The organism is Pseudomonas sp. TMW22090 (assembly GCF_022496665.1).
Lineage (GTDB): Bacteria > Pseudomonadota > Gammaproteobacteria > Pseudomonadales > Pseudomonadaceae > Aquipseudomonas > Aquipseudomonas gregormendelii.
This window is the reverse complement of the sequence record NZ_SCFH01000008.1, coordinates 60,538-80,562: the sequence shown is the minus strand read 5'-3', so window position 1 is coordinate 80,562 and position 20,025 is coordinate 60,538. Positions and strand designations below refer to the sequence as shown.

20 protein-coding genes are annotated in these 20,025 nt (G+C 61.2%); 13 read left to right on the top strand and 7 right to left on the bottom strand.

Annotated elements, in window-relative coordinates:
• The first annotated feature begins 28 nt into the window (after positions 1-28).
• From EQV97_RS21600 to EQV97_RS21590, 3 genes are read left to right on the top strand one after another with little or no spacing between them, the layout of a single operon-like run.
• Positions 29-928, top strand: a complete 900-nt coding sequence (locus EQV97_RS21600; protein ID WP_240889811.1) for an aldose 1-epimerase — start codon at positions 29-31, stop codon at positions 926-928.
• Entirely contained in the window at positions 925-1,800 is an 876-nt protein-coding gene (locus tag EQV97_RS21595) for a 6-deoxy-6-sulfogluconolactonase (protein WP_240889809.1), read from the top strand. Before EQV97_RS21600 ends, EQV97_RS21595 begins: the two co-directional genes overlap by 4 nt.
• A gap of 28 nt (positions 1,801-1,828) precedes the next feature.
• Entirely contained in the window at positions 1,829-2,614 is a 786-nt protein-coding gene (locus EQV97_RS21590; protein WP_240889807.1) for a sulfoquinovose 1-dehydrogenase, read from the top strand.
• A gap of 16 nt (positions 2,615-2,630) precedes the next feature.
• Here the strand turns inward: EQV97_RS21590 and EQV97_RS21585 are convergent, their stop codons facing one another.
• Positions 2,631-2,834, bottom strand: a complete 204-nt coding sequence (locus tag EQV97_RS21585; protein WP_045060494.1) for a hypothetical protein — start codon at positions 2,832-2,834, stop codon at positions 2,631-2,633.
• A gap of 545 nt (positions 2,835-3,379) precedes the next feature.
• On the opposite strand from EQV97_RS21585, the gene EQV97_RS21580 reads away from it, so the two are divergent.
• Complete coding sequence (locus EQV97_RS21580; protein WP_240890097.1) at positions 3,380-3,979, top strand: serine protease; 600 nt, start codon at positions 3,380-3,382, stop codon at positions 3,977-3,979.
• A 45-nt stretch (positions 3,980-4,024) separates the two neighbouring features.
• On the opposite strand, the gene EQV97_RS21575 is transcribed toward EQV97_RS21580, so the two are convergent.
• The 3 genes from EQV97_RS21575 to EQV97_RS21565 all read right to left on the bottom strand — a co-directional run bounded on the left by EQV97_RS21575 (position 4,025) and on the right by EQV97_RS21565 (position 6,349).
• The gene (locus tag EQV97_RS21575; RefSeq protein WP_122838636.1) at positions 4,025-4,258 is read right to left on the bottom strand and encodes a hypothetical protein; all 234 of its coding nucleotides are present in this window, start codon (positions 4,256-4,258) and stop codon (positions 4,025-4,027) included.
• A 123-nt stretch (positions 4,259-4,381) separates the two neighbouring features.
• Positions 4,382-5,425, bottom strand: a complete 1,044-nt coding sequence (locus tag EQV97_RS21570) for an AraC family transcriptional regulator (protein ID WP_240889803.1) — start codon at positions 5,423-5,425, stop codon at positions 4,382-4,384.
• 9 nt (positions 5,426-5,434) lie between these two features.
• Positions 5,435-6,349: a GGDEF domain-containing protein gene (locus tag EQV97_RS21565; protein WP_225568743.1), complete on the bottom strand. Its 915-nt coding sequence runs from the start codon at positions 6,347-6,349 to the stop codon at positions 5,435-5,437.
• Between the two features lie 336 nt (positions 6,350-6,685).
• Here EQV97_RS21565 and EQV97_RS21560 point away from each other — a divergent pair, with 336 nt between their 5' ends.
• From EQV97_RS21560 to EQV97_RS21535, 6 genes are all read left to right on the top strand, one after another.
• Entirely contained in the window at positions 6,686-9,214 is a 2,529-nt protein-coding gene (locus EQV97_RS21560) for a TonB-dependent receptor (protein ID WP_240889801.1), read from the top strand.
• Between the two features lie 58 nt (positions 9,215-9,272).
• On the top strand, positions 9,273-11,180 hold the full coding sequence (locus EQV97_RS21555) for a phytase (protein WP_240889799.1): 1,908 nt from the start codon (positions 9,273-9,275) through the stop codon (positions 11,178-11,180).
• A gap of 91 nt (positions 11,181-11,271) precedes the next feature.
• Positions 11,272-11,982 carry a protein TolQ gene (tolQ, locus tag EQV97_RS21550; RefSeq protein ID WP_045060500.1) on the top strand — a complete coding sequence of 237 codons (711 nt, stop codon included), beginning with the start codon at positions 11,272-11,274 and terminating at the stop codon, positions 11,980-11,982.
• 13 nt (positions 11,983-11,995) lie between these two features.
• Positions 11,996-12,442, top strand: a complete 447-nt coding sequence (gene tolR / locus EQV97_RS21545) for a protein TolR (RefSeq protein WP_122838425.1) — start codon at positions 11,996-11,998, stop codon at positions 12,440-12,442.
• Positions 12,439-13,260: a TonB family protein gene (locus EQV97_RS21540; protein ID WP_240889797.1), complete on the top strand. Its 822-nt coding sequence runs from the start codon at positions 12,439-12,441 to the stop codon at positions 13,258-13,260. Before tolR ends, EQV97_RS21540 begins: the two co-directional genes overlap by 4 nt.
• A gap of 125 nt (positions 13,261-13,385) precedes the next feature.
• Entirely contained in the window at positions 13,386-13,601 is a 216-nt protein-coding gene (locus EQV97_RS21535; protein WP_045061257.1) for a TOBE domain-containing protein, read from the top strand.
• Positions 13,602-13,792: 191 nt separating this feature from the next.
• On the opposite strand, the gene EQV97_RS21530 is transcribed toward EQV97_RS21535, so the two are convergent.
• The 3 genes from EQV97_RS21530 to EQV97_RS21520 are packed head-to-tail and all read right to left on the bottom strand — an operon-like array spanning position 13,793 to position 15,751.
• Positions 13,793-14,206, bottom strand: a complete 414-nt coding sequence (locus tag EQV97_RS21530) for a VOC family protein (RefSeq protein ID WP_122838427.1) — start codon at positions 14,204-14,206, stop codon at positions 13,793-13,795.
• Positions 14,207-14,253: 47 nt separating this feature from the next.
• Positions 14,254-14,913 carry a TetR/AcrR family transcriptional regulator gene (locus EQV97_RS21525; RefSeq protein ID WP_240889795.1) on the bottom strand — a complete coding sequence of 220 codons (660 nt, stop codon included), beginning with the start codon at positions 14,911-14,913 and terminating at the stop codon, positions 14,254-14,256.
• Positions 14,900-15,751 carry a 3-hydroxybutyryl-CoA dehydrogenase gene (locus tag EQV97_RS21520; RefSeq protein ID WP_240889793.1) on the bottom strand — a complete coding sequence of 284 codons (852 nt, stop codon included), beginning with the start codon at positions 15,749-15,751 and terminating at the stop codon, positions 14,900-14,902. Before EQV97_RS21520 ends, EQV97_RS21525 begins: the two co-directional genes overlap by 14 nt.
• A gap of 167 nt (positions 15,752-15,918) precedes the next feature.
• Between EQV97_RS21520 and EQV97_RS21515 the strand changes: the two genes are divergently transcribed.
• From EQV97_RS21515 to EQV97_RS21505, 3 genes are all read left to right on the top strand, one after another.
• Positions 15,919-16,959, top strand: coding sequence for an AraC family transcriptional regulator (locus EQV97_RS21515; RefSeq protein WP_225568736.1), 1,041 nt, complete (start codon positions 15,919-15,921; stop codon positions 16,957-16,959).
• 77 nt (positions 16,960-17,036) lie between these two features.
• Entirely contained in the window at positions 17,037-18,161 is a 1,125-nt protein-coding gene (locus EQV97_RS21510; protein ID WP_240889791.1) for a hypothetical protein, read from the top strand.
• Between the two features lie 47 nt (positions 18,162-18,208).
• Positions 18,209-20,023, top strand: a complete 1,815-nt coding sequence (locus EQV97_RS21505) for an ABC transporter ATP-binding protein (protein ID WP_122838432.1) — start codon at positions 18,209-18,211, stop codon at positions 20,021-20,023.
• The last annotated feature ends 2 nt before the right edge of the window (positions 20,024-20,025 follow it).

Below are 20,025 nucleotides of genomic sequence, written 5' to 3'. Positions count from 1 at the left end.
GATGAACAGTTGGAAAAAGGCGCCACCCATGAACATGCTTCGTCTGCACAGCGGCGACCTGCAGCTCGACGTACTGCCACAACTGGGCGGTTCCCTGGCCGGTCTGCGGCACCGGGATTTTGCGCTGTTGCGGCCGTGGGATTGCACCCCCAACGTTCGCCGCTCAGCGTGCTATCCGCTGGTGCCCTATTCGAACCGCATCGCAGGAGGGCGCTTCCAGTGCGGCGGGCACGAATATCAATTGCCACGCAATTTCGGCGAGCATGCTCATCCGCTGCATGGCGTGGGATGGCAGCGAGAGTGGCAGGTGGTTGATTGCACCAGCCGTGAATGCCACCTGCGTCTGTCCCATGATCCTGCCAGCGAGGGCGGCGAGGATTGGCCATTTGCGTTTGAGGTCGATCAATATGTCAGCCTTGATGAACAGGGGGTTTCCCTGTCGATGACGTTGCGTAATGCCAGTCGCAAGCCAATGCCGGCCGGTTTGGGTTGGCATCCGTATTTCCCCCGGCACCAGGGGGTCGAGCTGTCATTTGCCGCATCGGCGGTATGGCTCAACGGTAGCGACTCGTTGCCCCATGAACGCCTGCCGGTGCCGCCACAGTGGGACTTTGCCCGGCGTCGGGCGCTGGGTCACGTCGGCCTGGACAACTGTTTCGAAGGCTGGCATCGCCAGGCTTCAGTGCATTGGCCGCAAGCCGGGGTCGGCGTCGAGATGACCGCGCAGGAAGGGCTGGATCACCTGGTGGTTTTTACGCCACCGGCACCCCAGGATTTCATTGCGGTCGAACCGGTCAGTCACTTGAACAACGCCATCAACCTGCCTGTGCCCCAGGCCCACGGCATCGTTGTATTGGGCCCCGGGCAGAACATGACGCGCACCCTGCGCATGAGCATCAGGCTGGATGGATCAGGAGCAATAGTATGAGTTACACCGTCAAATGCGTGGTCGATCAAGTCAGTGAACTGGGCGAATGCCCGGTGTGGTCGGTCCGGGAGCAGGTGCTGTATTGGGCCGATATTCTCGCCGGCCAATTGCATCGGCTGGACCCGCAAACCGGAGGAGTGACCAGCCTGACGCTGGGCGAGCACCTGGGCTGTTTCGGCCTGCGTCGGCAAGGCGGCTTCATCGTTGCCCTGCGCACTGGCATCTACTTGCTGGGCGAGGACGGAACACTGGGCCGCAAGCTTGCGGACAACCCCTGCGGGCCCGCAGACAGTCGTTTCAACGATGGTCGAGTCGATCCCTGGGGGCGTTTCTGGGCCGGGACTATCTGGCAACCCCGGGACCGCAATGGCGCCGTCCTGATGCGCATCGATGAGGACATGAATGCGCAAGTCATGGCGCACGACGTCATGGTGTCCAACGGCCTGGCCTTCAGTCCTGATCGGGCCTGGATGTACCACAGCGACACACCCAATCATGTGCTGTATCGCTACCCCCTGGATGGCCAGGGCCAGCCGGGGCCCCGGCAGACTGTTCGCACCTTCGAACGCGGCCCGGGCGGGCGTCCGGACGGCGCCGCATTCGACAGTGAAGGGTGCTACTGGAGTGCGCAGTTCGACGGCGGCCGCATCCTGCGATTGGCACCGGATGGCACCCAACTCGATGAAATTCGTGTCCCCACCCGATGGCCGACCATGGTTGCTTTTGGCGGCCCGGACCTGCGCACGCTGTACATCACCAGTTCTCGGGAAAACCGCAGTGCAGAGGAGTTGGCGACCTGGCCGCTGTCAGGTTGCCTGTTCTCGGTAGAGGTCGATGTGGCCGGTTGCCCCGAGCCTTTGTTTGCCGGTTGAGTTTCCCTATTTTTGCAAGGATTGAATCATGAGCCAGCATACCCAAACGCGTTACCCGTCCCTGACCGGCAAAGTCATCCTGATCAGCGGCGGTGCCTCAGGCATTGGCGCGGCATTTGTCGAAGCGTTTCACCAGCAGGGCGCCCGCGTCGCCTTCCTGGATCTGGACCAGGCCGGTGGGCAGGCACTTGCTGCTGCGCTTGGCCAGGACCGGGTGAAATTCCTGCCCTGCAACGTGCGCGATATCCCGGCGTTGCAGGCCGCCATCGCGGCAGTTGAAGCGCAATGGGGGGCGGTGGATGTGTTGATCAATAACGCCGCCCGCGATGATCGCCATCCCATGCAGGACGTCGACGTCGAATATTGGGATGAACGTATGCAAACCAACCTGCGCCACGCTTTTTTCGCCGCCCAGGCGGTCGCCCCGGGAATGACCCGGCGCGGAAGCGGGGTGATCATCAACATGGGCTCGATTTCGTGGATGAGGGGCCGTCCCGGCATGGTCTGCTATACCACTGCCAAGGCTGCAATCAATGGCATGACCCGCACCCTGGCCCGGGAACTGGGCGACAGTGGCATTCGTGTCAACAGTCTGGTGCCGGGTGCGATTCGCACTGCCCGCCAGGATGCCATGTGGGCCAGCGATCCGGCGGGACTGGAATTGGCCAGTCAGAATTTCATCGACCAGCAAATGCTCAAGTTCCGCCTCGACGCCAGCGACTGCGCACGCATGGCGCTGTTTCTGGCGTCTGATGACAGCCGCGGCTGCACGGGGCAAAACTTCGTGGTGGACGCGGGGTTGTCGATTCAGTAGAAACGGCGGATATCCGTCACATTCCGTAACCGGCAGCTTGACCGGCCTGGTTATCCTGCGCTCCCGCAATCAGGTGCAGCGGCATGTGCTGCACTTCAAGGGTGGTGACTTCAAACCCGCCCACCACCTGCGCCTCTCGCTCCCCCAGGGCGATGATCTCCGCTTCCTTTGCCTTAGCCATTCTCGCGTGGTTCGCTGCGATTTCATTGAGAGTTGACACGATACGTCTCCCGGTGACTGACCAAGCGTAGTGCTGGCGTCCTTGTTCGTTGATAAATTGCCGTCGCGTCAGAAATCCGTTGTTCTGGGGCAGCTATCGGCGTCCATTGCAATCCTTGAGCCAGTCGGGGCCGGGAAATCAGCAGAGGATCATCGACCGGATGATCGGTACTCGCACTCGCGTCTCCGAGACAATTTTGAGCTTAGGCCAGATTGTGAAATCACCCTGCGAATTTTGTAAAACGGCGTCATAGAAAAAACCATGGAAGTGATTTTTATATGTCGTTATTTAGGCGCCAATAATAAGTCTTAGTGTATGTAACCAAAAGCAATTGGACTTAGCACAATTCATTTACTCACGTTTAAAGAACATCGGCCATAAATAACAAAGTACCGGTGCAGAGCCTTCGGCAAGGATAACTACAACTAAAAAATAAAAATTGACGACAAAAAACAGTCTCGTCCTCCCTATTAAGTCGGTGACTCATCATGATCAAGATCATGGCCTGCTTTTTAATAGGAGCTGTACTCGCAGGATGCAACGGCATGGTGAAACCCGATTTTTCGGGGCCCGCCAACGACTCATACTTCACCGTTTTTTCAGGCTTTCCTCTTCCCTATATGTATATGGCTTCGGCTGTGCAATGGAACGAGGAATACGCCGTGACGACGCGTCACACTCCGCTGATCCCCAATGTGCAATACAGCTGCAGTACCGGCTGCGACCTGGTGTTCATCCGTCACAAAGCCAACGGCCGCTATCCCGCCTGGCGTGCGCCACGGGTAGGCGAGGCCATCACCGCCGTGGGCTCCAGCCCGTATATGGCCACCGCGACCGGCAAGGGCAAGGTGTATCAGGCGCCATTTATCAATACCGATGAGAACAGCGGCGATCTGTATGCCATCCACGATGCACCGTTGGTCAAGGGCATGTCCGGTGGGCCGGTCATCGGCAACGATGGCAATATTGTCGGGATCAACATGGGCTTTTATTCCACGACGTTACACGATGTCAGTGCCCATCCCGGAGTGAAAGGCGCCGAGCGCATCAGTGTGTTTATTCCGTATTCGATCATTCAGCGCGAATGGCTGTTATTACAGGCTAAACTTGAAACGCCGCGCGGTACCCGGTTGGCCGTCAAGTAACCAACTGCAGGCCCGGTCAATAGGGCGGGCCTGCACTTCGGCAGTCTAAAGATCTTTCTTGAATTCCTTGTCCAGGTGTTTATCACCCTTGTGCCGCTCTTTGTCGAGGTGGGTAGCTTCGTTATCTATTTCTTCGTCAGCGTGTTTATCGGCTTTATCCATTTCGTCGGCATCATGATCAATGCCTTTGTCTATCTCACGATGGTCATGGCGGACGTCCTTGGCGATATCGCCCTCGGCGTTGACCGTGGCAACATGGCCCAGCAGGCCAGATGCCATTAGCGAGGTGATCAGCAGTGCCTTGAAGAGGTGCATGTCAGTCTCCACTTGCCAATGGTCCAATCCCGCTGGATTGGCGTGGTTACAACATAGCCGCCTGCCTCAAACCCAGCAAATTCCCGTTTAGCCCATGCCGGAACCGAACAACTGACGAATCAACTTAGGCGTGCTACCGGTCCAGCGCTTGAAAGAGCGCCGGAAATTTGCCGCATCGTTGAAACTCAGGTACTCGGCCACTTCTTCGTTGCTGAAGCCTTTGATTTGATACAGGTACAGCGCCACGTGCTTGCGCACCAGATCCACCTGTTGCTGGAACCCGGTGTGGTGTTTTTGCAGTTTGCGTTTGAGTGTCGCGGGGCTCACGGCAAAGGCGAACGCGGCCTGTTCGAGGCTTGGGGCCTCGCGCACGTGGGCCTGCAAGTAGCGGTAGACACAGTCGACAAAACTTGCAGTGAAACCCAACTGATCGATTTGCCCCTGGGCTTCCTGCCGGGCGACCTGACCGACCGTTGCCGAGCAGTTGGGCCAGGGCCGTACCAGGTACTCGCGAGGGATGCGCATCAGGTCCAGGGGACGTTTGAACTGCGTGTCTTCGCCCAGGTGCACCCAATACTGCTCGACGTAACGCGGCTCGGCGTGGCTGAAACTGCACTCCCACGGCAGGCGCTGACCACTCTGGGAGCGGCTCATGGCGACGATCGACGTCATGCTCGCCTCCAGCAGGAAGCGCCACTGCTCGCCGGCGCCGCAGCTGTCCAGCCAGTAGAAATAGGCGTGCTTGTCGTCCATTACCAGGCGTGGTGCGGCCAGGGGGCTGAGCAACGTCTGTTGTTGCACCAGGGTATCGAGTGCCTGGTGCAGGTTTTGTGCATGACGCAGGGCGTGGCTGGCAGGGCCGTAATGCCCGGGCAGCAGGCGCTGGCCGAACAGAAAGCTGCTGTCGTCGGCATCGAGCAGGCGCCGGCTGTTGTCGATCAGGGCCAGGAATTGCTGCGGGCTCAGGCGCGTCTGTCCGGCCAGGATGTCGTCGTGGAACAGCCCGGTGCCGCGCAGCAGGCGATGGCTGTCGATGTCCCGCGACAGCGCCAGGTCGATCAGGGTTGCCGGCTGGTAATGCCCGGGGATGAAACGGCTGTCGCTTTCGTACCAGGTATTTTTAAGGGTCATCGCCGCGCCTCAGGCCGTTTTTGCCAGGGGCTGCTTGGCGCGCGCCAGTGCCAGGTTCAGGCGTTTGAGCAAAACGTCAGGTGCCTCATCCATGGCCATCACCACGGCGGTGCTGGCGGACAGTTGCAAGCGCTCGCCATGCTGACGGGTTTTGTGGGCCAGGCCATGCACCGCCTGTTGCAGTTCCAGGGCCAACAGCCGCGCCTGGCTTTCCCCGGTGTTGGGCAACACCACCACGAAACGGTCGCCAGCCAACCGGCACAGCAGGTCCTGGCGGCGCAGATTGAGCAGCAGTAAATGGCTGATGGCTTGCAACACCGCATCGCCTTCGGCATGCCCGAACGCCTGATTGATCGCGGTGAAGTTGTCCAGGTCCACGGCCATCAGTGAAAGCGGCTGCTCCTGGGCAAGACTCTGCGCCAGGCTGGCAGTCAATTGGCGCTTTAGATAATCGGCGCCCCCCAGTGGCGTCAGCTTGTCGAACAGGCGGTGTTCGCGGAACAGCTTCTCGCGCTTCTCCATTTGCGCGCTGATCGCCAATTGCTCGCGATGCCAATGATAGATGCCGATGGTCAGCAGAATCATCCCGACCGGCATCGGCCCGGATTCCAGCCAGTGATCCCAGGTAATGCTGTCGGGCAGGCGAATGAACTCGTCGAGGCTGTCGATCCACCAGGAGAAAAAGATGCAGCTCAGGCCCAGGGCCAGGTAGTTGGTCACCCGGCCGGCGGGGCGACTCTTGAGCACCAGCCCCAGCCAGACCAGCGCCAGTAGCGCCGAGCCGCCTTCGCCGATGATGTCCAGCCACACCCACTCGCTGACGCTTTTCAGTTCGCCGCAGGCCAGGTGCAGGAGCAATCCGAGGTTGGCCGCCACCAGGAGCAGGGCAAGTTTCCAGCGATGGGGTTTGAGCACAGAGAACATGGCCGCGATCCTTTGGCGAGTGACAGTGCGCGTCAGCACAGCAGATGTTTGTGACAGGCGGGTGACGGGGGCAGGGGGTCGAATCAGCTCAGTGATGTCGCCACATTTTTATCTGACCAAGCGTTCCTGTGGCGAGGGAGTTTGTGTTGCCGCAGAAGTTGCGTCAGGCGAGGCAGGTCATTTCAGCTCATTTGCCCCCGCCGATTCGCGCAAAAGCGCGTTTTGAAGCCTTCCCTGCCACCCCTGTCACAGAACCGTCATCGCGCAACCCTAGCTTGCCCTCCCAGTTGCCGGGCCACTTGCCCGGCGTCAACGGACTCTTGGGGGAGGACATTCATGTACAAGCGCAGCAGCACAGCCGGGTTTGTCGGTTTCACGCTTACCGCTCTGGCCATGGCGATCGCCAGCGAACGGCTGAGTGCCGCCGAATCGGCGACCACCACCGAGCACGTGCAGGTCGTGGGGCAGGCCGCGAGCATCGACCAGGCGCTCAAGGAGCAGCGCAGCGCCGACAGCATCAAGAGCGTGGTGCACGCCGACGGCATGGCTCAGCTGCCCGACGAAAACGTCGCCGAAGCGGTGCAGCGCCTGCCCGGGATCAGTGTCGAGCGCGACCAGGGCGAAGGCCGCTTTGTCAGCGTGCGCGGCCTGGGCCCCGACCTCAACAGCGTCACCATCAACGGCACGCTGGTGCCCTCGCCGGAAAGTGAGCGTCGCGCCGTGGCCCTTGACGTACTGCCTTCCGAACTGGTGCAGTCGTTGTCGGTGATCAAGACCCTGACCCCGGACATGGACGCCAACTCCCTGGGTGGTACGGTCGATGTGCAAAGCCTCTCGGCCTTCGATCACAAGGGACTGTTCTATACCGGCAGCACTGAGGCGAGCTACGACAAGAACACCCACCAGACCAGCCCGAAATTTTCCGGCGCGGCCAGTAACCGGTTCAGCCTCGGTGACGGCATCGACAACTTTGGTGTCGCCGCAGCATTGAGCTGGCAGAAGCGCGATTTCGGTTCGGACAACGTCGAAACCGGCGGCGCCTGGGACTTCGAGCAAGGCGCCCGGCTGCAGGAGTTCGAGCAGCGGGACTACGACATCAGTCGCGAACGGGCAGGCGGTGGACTCAACTTCGATTACAAGCCCGACGACCTCAGCAGCTATTACCTGCGCACGCTCTACAGCCGCTACAAGGACAGCGAGACGCGCAACTCCACGGCATTCGAATTTGCCGATCCACTGGCCGCTGCAGAGACCGGCGATGCCGAGGACTCACGCAAGCTCAAGCAGCGCGAAGAGACCCAGGAAATCCAGTCCTACGTGCTCGGCGGCGAGCGCCTGTTCGGCCTCTGGACCCTGAGCGGGCAGGCCGGCTACAGCCGTTCCAGCGAAGACAGCCCGGGGCACATTGCCAACGCTGCCTTCGCTGGCACCGATGACTTTGCCGACAGTGGGTTCTACGACAACGACAAGCCACGGCCGATCATCGGCCAGGGCTTCTACGACCCGGGCAATTTCAGCCTCGACAAGGTTGATTGGGAGAAGCAGCGCACCACCGATACCGAAAAGAATCTGCGCCTGGACCTGGCCCGGGATTATGACTTCAAGGGCTACGCCTCGCAGGTCAAGTTCGGCGGCAAGGTCAGTCGCCGCAACAAGGACAATGATCTCGACGCCTGGGTCTATGAAGACTTCGATGAGCTGGGTTTCAACGACCAGCAGCTCAACCTGGCGCAGTTCCAGAAAGGCACCGTGGACTACCGCCTGGGCCGGTTCGGGCCGGGCATCAGCGCCAGTGCGATCAAGAACCTGATCGGCGGCCTCGATCGCGACGATTTCTACGACGAGACCGAGTCGCGGGTCAACGACTTCAAGATCAGCGAGGACATCAACGCCGGCTACCTGATGAATACCATCGACATCGACGACTGGCGTTTCATTGCCGGCATGCGCTACGAAGGCACCGAGTTCGAAGCCAAGGGCACCGGCGCCACCGATGGTGAGTTTCAGGCGACCGACACCAGGCGTCGTTATCACCACTGGCTGCCGGGGCTGCATGCGCGTTATCAGCTGGACAAAAACACTCAGGTTCGCGCGGCCTGGACCAAGTCTGTTGTACGCCCGACCTTCGGCCAGCTGGCCCCGGGCTTTGTCATCGACGATGACGAGGCTACCTTCGGCAACCCGGACCTCAAGCCATTGGAGTCGAGCAACCTCGACCTGGGCATCGAGCACTTCATGGGCCGAGCCGGTACCGTCTCGGCGTTCGTGTTCTACAAGGACATTCAGAACTTCGTCTACAACACCGACCTTGCCGGTACCGGTGCGTGGGTCGATTTCGCCGAGGCGCACACGTTCGCCAATGGCGACAGCGCCAAACTCTATGGCCTGGAACTGGCCTACTCGCAGAAATTCGATTGGCTGCCTGCGCCATGGAACGGCCTGCTGATCGGTGCCAACACCACCTTCAGCCGCTCCGATGCCGAGATCAAGGGCTTTGATGCCGCCACCGGCACTAACAGCAAGCGCAGCATCGACCTGCCCAGCCAGTCGGACACCGTCGGCAACCTGATGGTTGGCTGGGAGGACGACAAGCTGAGCTTGCGCCTGTCTGCCAACTACAAGTCCGATTACCTCTACGAACTGGCGTCCATCAACGACAAGGCCCACGACCTGCACGTCGACGCCCAGACCTTCGTCGATTTCAGCGCGCGCTATTCGCTGACCAAGGACCTTCAGGTGAGCTTCGAGGCGCAGAACCTCACAGACGAGTCGTACTTCGTCTACACCGGGCAGCGCGCCTACAACGGCCAGTACGAAGAGTACGGCCCGACCTTCAAGCTCGGCCTGACCTTCACCCACTTCTAAGCCCGGGATGGCCGCCGCTGCCATCAGGTTGTACGCACCACAAGGAACTTGCCTGTTCATGAGCATTTTTTTATCACCCTCCCGTTGCCTGCTCGCCGCCCTGATCAGCCTGAGCGTCAGCCAGGCCATGGCTGGCCCGGCGAACCTGACACTCACGCCCTGGGCGCCGAACCTCAAGGTCGACGCCGTGGCGTTCCTGCCGACCGGCGCTGACCGCCTGGCCGTCAGTCAGCGAGATGGCTTGCTGTTACTCGACCCCAAAGGCGCGGAACTGGCGCGCCTGCAGGGATCATTCGCCAGCCTGGACAGCCGCGCCCTGGGCTCCCGTGTGCTGGTGGCGAGCCTCGACAATGCGCGGCAGCAAGCGATGCTGGTCAGCCTTGATGCTGACCAGCGCAGATGGGGCCAGCCGGTATATCTGCCGACTCGTGACTACCCGGTGAATGGCCTGTGCCTGTACCGCGACGAGGCCAGTAACCTGTTCCTGTTCCTGGTGGGCGAGGAGGGCAAGGGTGAACAGTGGCTGGTCGGCAACGGCGCCCGTCTTGATGCGCAGCCTCAACGGGTACGCGGTCTGCCGTTGCCGCCTTCGGCAACGGACTGTCGGGTCGACGATGGCGCCCATCAGTTGGTCGTCAACGAGGAGAACGTCGGCTGGTGGGCTTACCCGGCACATCCCGAGGCCGAAGTGACGCGCAGTCCCGTGGCCCTGCGCGAGCCTTTCGGCGAGATCAAACACAGCGCTGGCGCCATGGCCCTGACCCCCGCGGGTGTGGTTGCACTTGACCCGAAGGCCGCGCAATTGCACCTGTATCAGCAGCAGGGCGAGCGCTGGGTGGCCCAGGCCAGCCTTGCATTGCCCGGGATGAAGGAGCCGGAAAACCTCGACGTGCGCGCGACGGCCAAGGGGCTTGAAGTGTTGTTGCGCGACGATGACGATGGCCGTCTGTATCAGGGGCAGCTCGATTGGCAAGCCACACCGGTCGCACGGCCCGCGGAGCTGCCGGTTGTGCCGGCGCAGGCCCAGACCGAACCGGTAGGACGGCAGGGGGACGCCGCCGATGATCCGGCGATCTGGATTCATCCCCAGCAGGCAGGCTTGAGTCGGGTGCTGGGCACCAACAAAAAGCAGGGTTTGCTGGCGTACGACCTGCAGGGCAAGTTGCTTCAGGAACTGCCGGTCGGGCGTCTGAACAATGTCGATGTGCGGCCCAACTTCAAGCTGGGTCAGCAAACGGTCGATCTGGCCGTGGCGAGCAATCGCGATCACAACAGCCTCAGCCTGTTCAGTATCGATCGCCAGAGCGGCGAGCTGCGCGAGGCCGGCGAGATCGCCACGCCCCTCAAGGAAATCTACGGCATCTGCCTGTTCCAGCCAGCCAGCGGGGAACTCTTTGCATTCGCCAACGGCAAGGACGGGACCTTCCTGCAGTACCGCTTGAGTGCGCCGAACGGCACGGTCCAGGGTGAGCTGGTGCGCCAGTTCAAGGTCGCCAGTCAGCCCGAGGGCTGCGTTGCCGATGATCAGCGTCAACGGCTGTTTCTCGGCGAGGAGGATGTGGGCGTGTGGTCGGTGGATGCCAGGGCGGATCAACCGGCAACGCTCAGCAGCGTGATCAAGGTTGGCCCGCAATTGCACGCCGATGTGGAAGGCCTGGCGCTGTATCAAAGCGCCGGCAATGACTATCTGGTGATCTCCAGCCAAGGCAACGACAGCTACCTGGTGCTTGATGCCCAACCGCCATTCGCTGCCCGTGGCGCATTTCGTGTCGGTCTGAATACTGCCCTCGGTATCGACGGCGCCTCGGAAACCGATGGCCTGGAGGTCACTTCCGTCAACCTCGGCGGAGCCTGGAGCGAGGGCATGCTGGTGGTGCAGGACGGGCGCAAACGCATGCCCGAGCAAACCCAGAACTTTAAATTCGTGCCCTGGGCCGAGGTCACCAGGACGCTCAAGCTGCCCTGATACGTCATCACCCTGTCATCTGACTTTCATCGAATAGCTCAACGGCCGTCGCGCGTCGACGGCCCGCGAGCCCCGCACAAGGAGTTTCACCATGCAGGCCACACTCGAACACATGACGATCTGGGGGCTGATCAGCGACGCGAGTCTGTTGGTCAAGGCGGTCATGCTTATCCTGCTGCTGGCATCGCTGCTCAGTTGGTACCTGATCATCCTGCGCAGCAGCGTGCTCAAGCGCCGCGAGCGACAGCTCAACGATTTCGTGCAGCGCTTTCGCGGCACGCCGGACCTGTTGGCGTTGTATCGCGAAACGGCGAAAAACACTGACAGCGAAGCCGGCGTCGAGCCCATTTTCCAGGCCGGCTTGCAGGAGTTCAACCACCTCAACCAACACTCGGGCAATGCTGCAGACGTGGTGCTCGAGGGCGTGGAGCGGGCGCTTTATGTCGCCATCAGCGAGCAGGAAGTGCGCCTGGAAAAAGGCCTGCAGTTCCTCGCCACGGTCGGTTCGGTCAGCCCCTACATCGGCCTGTTCGGCACCGTGTGGGGCATCATGAATTCCTTCCTCGGGTTGTCGCAGGTGCAGCAGGCGACGTTGTCCACCGTGGCCCCGGGCATTGCCGAAGCGCTGATTGCCACGGCCATCGGCCTGTTTGCGGCGATACCTGCGGTGATTGCCTACAACCGCTTTTCCTCGCGTAGCCAGACGTTACTGACGCGCTACTACGCGTTCGGCAACGAGCTGCAAGTGCGCCTGCACCGCAAGCTGCATGGCGCGCCGATCAACCTGGCCGCCGCCGCCTGAAAGGAGAGTGACGATGTTGGTCAGACCGCAACGCAAACACGGACCCAAGGCCGAGATGAACGTGGTGCCGTATATCGATGTGATGCTGGTGCTGCTGGTGATTTTCATGGTCACCGCGCCCATGCTCACCCAAGGGGTGAAAATCGACCTGCCCAAGGTCGCCAGCGAAGCACTGGCCAATGACAGCCGGCAGCAGATCCTCACCCTGTCGGTGAAAGCCGAGGGCGGTTACTACTGGAATCTTGGCGGCGAACTCGACACCCGCAACCAGACCGACAGTGCGGTGAGCCTTGCAGACATGCAGGCCAAGGTAGCGCAGGTGGTCGCTGAGCGGCGAGACACCCAGGTCTACATTCGCGCCGACAAGGACGCCGGCTACGGCAGCGTGGTCGCGGCCATGGCGGCGTTGCAACAGGGTGGGGTCAGTAACCTGGGACTGGTAACCGAGGCCCCGCAATGACGGCGATGACCTTGCACAGGCCTTACCTGGCGGCTGCGCCGGTCGATCGCAGCGGGCTGTGGCGCAATGGCCTGGCTGCGAGCCTTGCGGTCGGGTTGCACGTGATCGTGCTGGGGTTGCTGGTGCGGGGTTGGGTGGCCGAGATGGCTCCGGCCGAGCAGCCGGCGGTCTTGCGTACCCAACTGGTGATCCTGGCGCCGACGCCCGAGGCACCTGCGCTTCAGGCACCGATACCGTCACCCATACCGGTGCCTGCCGTGGTGCAACCGCTTGAGCCTGTGGCCGCGTCGCCAGCGCCGAGCAAGCCGGCTGTCGACCCGCAGGTCCAGGTGCAGAAGTTGCAGCAGGCGGCCTTGGCTCGCAAGCGGGTCGAAGAGAAAAAGCGTGAGCTCCAAGTCGAGCAAAACCGTGAGCGCCTGGAGTCGCAAAACCGCGCTCGCGAAGTCGAACAGCAGCGCCTGGCGCAACAGCAATCACAGCAGGCCGAACAGGCGCGCCTGAGTGCCGAGCGAGGCCGTCAACAGGCGGCTGCCCAGGCCGCTGCCGACACTCGTCAGTACCTGCCATTGAGCAAGGAAGCGCCCGACTATCCACAACGCGCGCTGGATAAGAACCTGGAGGGCGATTGCACGGTGGAGTACACAGTCAATCCGCAGGGCAAGGTCGAGAATCCGAAGGTGCTTGAGGGTTGTCACCCGATGTTCATGCGACCGTCTCTGGCCGCTGCCGATACATTTCGTTATCAGCCGCGGATGATTGATGGCAAGGCGGTGTCGGTGCCGGCAGTGCGCAATACCTTTCACTATCGGATCAAGTAACTCTTTTTATTCCAAAAAGGCATAGATAGATAATTATATATTCCTTTTAATGTCGTTCCGCTCGGTGCACTTTGGGGGCCTGCACATGTGTGCCAGCCAACAAGACTCAGACAGGAAGCCTTAACATGACCATCAAAGCGATCAACGTGCGGAACCAGTTCAAGGGTGTCATCAAGGAAATCGTCCAGGGCGAAGTGGTCTCCGAGATTGATGTGCAGACAGCTTCCGGGATTGTCACTTCGGTCATTACCACCCGCTCGGTGCGGGACCTGGAGTTGCGGGTGGGCAGTGAGGTGATTGCGTTTGTTAAATCGACTGAGGTTTCGATCGCCAAGCTTTGATGCGGGTTCCCACGGCCCAAATACCTGGCCCTCTGTTTGAGGTGAAACTACCCCCCCTGTTGGAGGTGAAATTTTGGGGCAGAGCTTGCTCGCGATGGCGGTGTGCCTGTCGACATCACTGTTGAACAGGAGTCTGTCATCGCGAGCAAGCTTTGCTCCCACAAGGTGCTGGCAATCAGCCAATCGGCCAATCACTGATCCTTCTCGCAGTTCACCATCCACGCCACTCCAAACCGATCCTGCAACATGCCAAACCGTGCCGCCCAGAACGTCGGTTCCAGCGGCATTTGCACGCTGCCATCTTCGGCCAATGCACTGAACACCCGCTCGGCCTCTGCAATGCTGTCGACGTTCAGCGATATCGAACAGCCGGCCATGTCATCCGTGGGTCGATCCGGGGTGGTGTCCGAGCCCATGATGGCCTGGTCACCTATCGACAGGCGGGTGTGGATGATCAGGTTGTGCAGGTCGGCGGGGACGTTTTCGCGGGCGGGGCTTTCACCGAAAGTCATCATGACGTCGATGCTGCCGTTTAACGCCTGGGCGTAGAACGTAAAGGCGGCTTTGCAGTCGCCGTTGAAGATGAGATAGGGATTGATTTTCATGATTCAGCTCCCGGTCATTGAAGATGATTGACCCGGGTAGCAAAGCGCTAAATCGCGGCGATTGCCGAGGTTTTTTTAGATGTTTTTTCTATGGATGTAGCCAGGCTTATCGCCTCACTCGAGCGACGCGGTGCCAGCAGCCTTTCGATGGCGCCGCTGACCATGTTCTCCAGCAGCTCGCCGCGCTCGGTTTCGTCCAGCGGGTGATGAGTCAACCAGGTGGGGGCGCTGTTGAGCAGCGAGGCGATGGCATGCCCGGCGGCGAGCAGGCCCTGTTCGCTAAAGCGCGACCGCACCCCAAGCATTTTCAGCAGTTTGCGCTCGTACTGCTCGCGCAGCCGCTGCACTCGCACTTGCTGCTCATCGTTAAGGCAACCGCTGTCGCGCTCTACCAGGCGAAAATGCCAAGGCATGTCCTCATGCAGATTCAGGTGGGCGCGGATCAGGCTGTTGAGGCGCTCGCGCTTGTCCGGAGCCTTTTGTTCGACGCGGCCCAGGGTAGCCAGCAGCTCTTCATAGAATTCCTCGATCAGATCGAGGAGCAAGTGCTGCTTGCTCGGATAATGGTGATACAGCGAGCCCGGGGCGAGCCCCAGGCAGGTGGCGAGTTCACGCATGCCGACCTGGCCGAAACCCTTGCTGGCAAACAGCTCCAGCACCTTGTCCCGGTATTCGGCAAAACGTGAACAGCGCTCAGGCATAGGCATGGAAGCCACGCCCCGTTTTACGTCCCAGGTAGCCGGCGGCGACCATTTCCTTTAGCAGTGGAGCAGGGCGGTATTTGCTGTCGTTAAATCCATCGTAGAAGGCTTCGAGAATTGCCAGCACGGTGTCCAGGCCGATCAGGTCTGCCAATGCCAGAGGGCCGATCGGTTGGTTGCAGCCCAGGCGCATGCCGGCGTCGATGTCCTCGACGCTGGCCAGGCCCTCCTGGAACACCAGGATCGCTTCGTTGATCATGGGCACCAGGATCCGGTTCACCACAAAACCCGGGCGGTTGCCGGCAGTGATCGCGGTCTTGCCCAGGGTAGTCGCCATCTCCAGCGCGAGAGCGTGGGTCGCGTCGCTGGTTTGCAGGCCGCGGATCACCTCGATCAAGCCCATCACTGGCACCGGGTTGAAGAAGTGCAGGCCGATGAAACGCTCGGGCTGACTGACACTGGCGGCCAGTTGAGTGATGGACAGCGACGACGTGTTGGAAGCGATCACGCATTCGCTGCCCACTTGTGCGGCGATCTGTTGCAGCACCCGCAGTTTCAGTTCGAGATTTTCGGTCGCCGCCTCGATCACCAGCTGCACGGCCTGCAGGCTGCTGTAGTCAGTGCTGGTGCGGATCCGGGCAAGGGTCGCGAGCTTTTGTGCTTCGCTCAGCGTTTCCTTGGCCACCTGCCGATCGAGGTTCTTGCCCACCGTCGCCAGCGCTTTTTGCAGCGCGCTCTCGCTTATGTCGAGCAAGATCACATCGAAACCGGCCTGGGCACACACCTGGGCGATGCCATTGCCCATGGTGCCCGCGCCGATTACGCCAATATTTTGCAGATCCATGTTCCAGTCCTTGCGCTCAAAACCTTGCGATACCTTGGCCGTCGAGGCGGCCAAAAGCGTACTATTGGCGCCGAGTCTAGAGCGGGCAGGGCAGTTGTCCTATGCCGCAACTGTTCAACGCAACTGGTGTTTTTTGCCATTCGAATACTGGGGAGTGAAGCGTTCACATGCGGGAAAAGGATTCGGTCGCCGCCTACTTTGTGCAAGCCATGGTCCAGGAGCTGGGCGCCGATCCGTTGCGTCGCGAAGCGCTGCTGCTACAGGCCGGCATCGACCCGTTGCTGGTGCGGCAGCCCACAGCGCGAGTGCCTGCCAGCGCGTTTGCCGCGCTATGGCTGATCCTGATCCGCGAGCTCGATGATGAATTTTTCCTGCTCGACTCCCATGGCATGCCGCCGGGTGCGTTCGCCCTGATCTGTCGGGCATTGATCCAGGAACCCGACCTGCACAAGGCGATGCGCCAGTGCCTGGCCAACTTCGGCCTGTTCCTGCGCGATTTCCGCGGCACGCTGACCGTACGTGGCAAGCGTGCGGTCATTAGCCTGGAATCCCGGGCGAAGAACCCTGAAGTCAGTCGATTTGGCGAGGAGACCTTCCTGGTGCTGATGATCAGTCTGTTGTGCTGGCTCGGTGGCCGGCGCATTCCGATCGACCGTGCCGACTTTCGCCATGCCCGGGTAGCCCTCAGCGATGACCGACTGCTCTGGGGGCCCAACCTGACACTGGGGGCCGAGCGCACCGAGATCGAGTTCGCCAGCCATTACCTGCGCCTGCCTGTGGTCCAGGACCTGGCCTCGCTGAAGGTGTTCCTGCGCACGGCGCCGCAGTGGCTGGTAATCCGCTTCCGCAATCAGCATGGCCTGGCCTCGCAAGTGCACCAGCGCCTGCGCAACAGCCCATACAGCGACTGGCCGACCCTGCAGGCTTTTGCCCTTGAACAGCACCTGAGCCCCAGCACCTTTCGCCGCAAGCTGGAGCGCGAAGGCTGCTCGTACCAGGAAATCAAGGACGAAGTACGGCGTGGCGTGGCGTTCGAGCAGTTGCGCGAAAGCCGTGCAAGCATCGGCGACATCGCCGAGCGCCTGGGTTTCCAGGAGCCGAGCGCGTTTCATCGGGCGTTCAAGAAGTGGACCGGGGAGAGCCCGGGCAAGTACCGGTCGCGTTTCCAGGGGGCATTGGCGAAAGATCTGACGGACGCTTCTGATTAAGCTCGGCCCCGATGTTTTCCTGCGTTTGGGCCTGTACAGTCGTTGTACCTGCCCCCATGGAACTGGAGCCTGTCGACGTGACCGATATCGAAAACATTCCCCCGCGTACTGCCACCCCCGATCGTTTCAAACAGTTGAGCCAGTGCCTGCTGTGGCTCAACGAGCGCGCCTGGCCGCTGACCGTGGGCATTCTGCTGATGGCCGGGGTGTACCTGTACCAATACATCCAGGAAGAAAAAATCCCGCTGAGCATCACCTCGTCGGCGGTCATCACGGCGTTGCCGGTGATGTCGGCGATTCTGATCTTCATCATTTCGATTCTGCTGGCGTTTGTATTGCTGCCGATCTTTGTACTGTTTCATCGATTCAATGATTCGCAGCGGCGCCTGAGTGACGAGCTCACCCTCGGCCCTGCCACCGCGCAACAGCGCAAGCGCCACAAGCGCATGCTGGGACGTTGGGCGGCCAGCCTGGTGGTACTCGGGACGTTCTGCGCGTTGCTGAGCGTGATCGGTTCCCAGGTGTCTGCCACCTGGTACTGGACCCTGCTGGCGGTCGTGGGCACGGTGCTGACCATCGCCGCCTACTACTGGTTGATGACATTGGGTATCGACGGCCCCATGTCGATGGACTTCCGATTTGCCTGCCTGATGTCGGCCTTCGTGCAGATGGGCGTGATTCTTAATGTCACCATCGTGGCGATCGACATCGCCGGCCGCTATGTGAGCAATCTGTGGTGGATGGTGCCGTTGATGCTGGTGGAGTTGCTGGTGCTGTGGATCATCCAGCTGCTGGGCGCCCTGTTCGTAGTGAAGATGCGCAGCCACCACAACCCCCTTGCCATGGTGGCGTGCGCGGTGATGGTGCTGGTCATGGTGCTGGGATTTTACCCTGCCTCGGGCGCCAGGCTCGGCGGCTTCGCCTTCCAGGTGTCCGCCTCCGGCGCACGCAATTGCACGGTGCTGAATTTCGGCGCCGAGAGCAAAGGCTTCGAGTCGATCACCGATCCCGACAGGCCCGGTTTCAGTCGCCCGCTGCGGGTCATTGCCGAAGCGGATGGCACGTACTTCGTGCGGTTGTGGAAGTCCGATACCAAGGCGGTGCAGTTTGTCCCACGGGCGGGTCTGGTGGGCGTGGACGTCTGTCCGCGTGAAAAGGTAAAAACTGCGGCTGTTGCAGTGACCGCCCCGACCCCTGGCTGAAGTAACATGGCGCACTCACGCCATCACTACACCGGGTCCAGCACCGCATGCCAGTTGCCCTGAATCGCGTCACCTCCTTGCTCGACCAGGCCCGACGCGCCTTGCTTCTGGTCTGGGGTACCTCCCGCGCACTGTTTATCGGCCTGGTGATCGCCACCCTGATCGCCGGCATACTGCCGGCGCTTGCCGCCTGGCTGGGCCAGCGCATTGTCGATGCGGTGGTCTTCGCCATGCAGTTGCATGCCCAGCAGGGCAGTGCACCCTTGTGGCCAGTGGTGCGTTACGTGTTGTTCGAGGCGGGTGTGCTCGCCCTGTTGTCCGCGACCCAGCGGGCGCTGTCGGTCCAGCAGTCGCTGTTGCGGGTGCAGTTGGGGCAGAAGGTCAACACGATGATCCTGGAGAAAGCCCAGACCCTGTCCCTGGTGCAATTCGAAAACTCCGAGTTCTACGACAAGCTGGTGCGCGTGCGACGCGAGGCGTCCACCCGGCCGCTGGCGCTGGTGATGAAGTCGCTGGGGCTGATCCAGAATCTGATCATGCTGATCAGCTTCGGCGTGCTGCTGGTGCATTTCTCGCCGTGGGCCCTGGCGCTGCTGGTGGTGGGGGCGTTGCCGGTGTTTTTTGCCGAGGCGCATTTTTCCGGGGATGCTTTCCGGTTATTCACCCGTCGCGCGCCGGAAAGTCGCCAGCAGAATTACATTGAGACCCTGCTGTCCCACGAGGCCTACATCAAGGAAGTCAAGCTCTTCGGCTTCGCACCCCTGCTGTTGCAGCGCTATCGCGACACGTTCGCCCGTCTTTACGCCGAGGACCGGCGCCTGACTCTGCGCCGGGATGGCTGGGGTTTTGTCCTTGGATTGTTGGGTACCGCGGCGTTTTACCTGGCCTACGCCTGGGTGGTGGTCGACACCGTTCACGGCAGCATCACCCTGGGCCAGATGACCATGTACCTGGTGTTGTTCAAGCAGGGGCAGTCGGCGGTGAGCAGCAGCCTCAGCGCCATCAGTGGCCTTTACGAGGACGGCCTGTACCTGTCGAGCCTTTACGAATACCTGGGCGAACCGGTGGTGGCCGATAGTGGTCATTTGACCGAGGGCGTGGCGCCGGGCGATGGCTTGCGCTTTGAGAATGTCGGTTTTCGCTATCCCGGGGCGAGTCGCGCGGCCCTGGAAGGCATCGACCTGCACCTGGTGCCGGGCCACAGCGTCGCGCTGGTAGGGGAAAACGGTTCAGGCAAGACCACGCTGATCAAGCTGCTGACCCGTCTGTATCGCCCGGACCAGGGGCGCATCCTGCTCGACGGCAGCGATCTGCAAGCGTGGGAAGAACAGGCACTGCGACGGCGCATCGGGGTCATTTTCCAGGACTACATCCGCTACCAGTTCACCGTGGGAGAAAACATCGGGGTGGGCGATACCCGGGCCTTCAACGATGAACCGCGTTGGCAGGCAGCCGCCACTGAAGGCATGGCCGCGCCGTTCATCGAACAGCTGGACCGCGGTTATGCGACGCAACTGGGGCGCTGGTTTGCCGGGGGACAGGAACTGTCCGGCGGGCAGTGGCAGAAAATCGCCTTGTCCCGCGCCTACATGCGCCGCGACGCCGATATCCTGATCCTCGACGAGCCGACCTCGGCACTCGACCCTGCGGCGGAAGCAGCGGTGTTCCAGCACTTCAGCGAACACACCGAAGGGCGCATGACCCTGCTGATTTCCCACCGGTTTTCCAGCGTGCGCAATGCCGACCACATCATCGTGCTCGAACAGGGGCGGATACTCGAACGCGGCGATCACACCAGCCTGGTGGCGGCCGAAGGACGCTATGCGCAGCTCTTCCAGCTGCAGGCCCAGGGTTACCGCTGAGC

Bases quoted from the DNA above. Each gene is read 5' to 3' on its own strand.
- EQV97_RS21555 (WP_240889799.1), top strand. From the start codon at position 9,273: ATGAGCATTTTTTTATCACCCTCCCGTTGCCTGCTCGCCGCCCTGATC.
- EQV97_RS21515 (WP_225568736.1), top strand. From the start codon at position 15,919: ATGCGGGAAAAGGATTCGGTCGCCGCCTACTTTGTGCAAGCCATGGTC.
- EQV97_RS21580 (WP_240890097.1), top strand. From the start codon at position 3,380: ATGGTGAAACCCGATTTTTCGGGGCCCGCCAACGACTCATACTTCACC.
- EQV97_RS21520 (WP_240889793.1), bottom strand. From the start codon at position 15,751: ATGGATCTGCAAAATATTGGCGTAATCGGCGCGGGCACCATGGGCAAT.
- EQV97_RS21540 (WP_240889797.1), top strand. From the start codon at position 12,439: ATGACGGCGATGACCTTGCACAGGCCTTACCTGGCGGCTGCGCCGGTC.
- EQV97_RS21535 (WP_045061257.1), top strand. From the start codon at position 13,386: ATGACCATCAAAGCGATCAACGTGCGGAACCAGTTCAAGGGTGTCATC.
- EQV97_RS21525 (WP_240889795.1), bottom strand. From the start codon at position 14,913: ATGCCTATGCCTGAGCGCTGTTCACGTTTTGCCGAATACCGGGACAAG.
- EQV97_RS21570 (WP_240889803.1), bottom strand. From the start codon at position 5,425: ATGACCCTTAAAAATACCTGGTACGAAAGCGACAGCCGTTTCATCCCC.
- EQV97_RS21505 (WP_122838432.1), top strand. From the start codon at position 18,209: ATGCCAGTTGCCCTGAATCGCGTCACCTCCTTGCTCGACCAGGCCCGA.
- tolQ (WP_045060500.1), top strand. From the start codon at position 11,272: ATGCAGGCCACACTCGAACACATGACGATCTGGGGGCTGATCAGCGAC.
- tolR (WP_122838425.1), top strand. From the start codon at position 11,996: ATGTTGGTCAGACCGCAACGCAAACACGGACCCAAGGCCGAGATGAAC.
- EQV97_RS21590 (WP_240889807.1), top strand. From the start codon at position 1,829: ATGAGCCAGCATACCCAAACGCGTTACCCGTCCCTGACCGGCAAAGTC.
- EQV97_RS21600 (WP_240889811.1), top strand. From the start codon at position 29: ATGAACATGCTTCGTCTGCACAGCGGCGACCTGCAGCTCGACGTACTG.
- EQV97_RS21560 (WP_240889801.1), top strand. From the start codon at position 6,686: ATGTACAAGCGCAGCAGCACAGCCGGGTTTGTCGGTTTCACGCTTACC.
- EQV97_RS21530 (WP_122838427.1), bottom strand. From the start codon at position 14,206: ATGAAAATCAATCCCTATCTCATCTTCAACGGCGACTGCAAAGCCGCC.
- EQV97_RS21565 (WP_225568743.1), bottom strand. From the start codon at position 6,349: ATGTTCTCTGTGCTCAAACCCCATCGCTGGAAACTTGCCCTGCTCCTG.
- EQV97_RS21575 (WP_122838636.1), bottom strand. From the start codon at position 4,258: ATGGCATCTGGCCTGCTGGGCCATGTTGCCACGGTCAACGCCGAGGGC.
- EQV97_RS21595 (WP_240889809.1), top strand. From the start codon at position 925: ATGAGTTACACCGTCAAATGCGTGGTCGATCAAGTCAGTGAACTGGGC.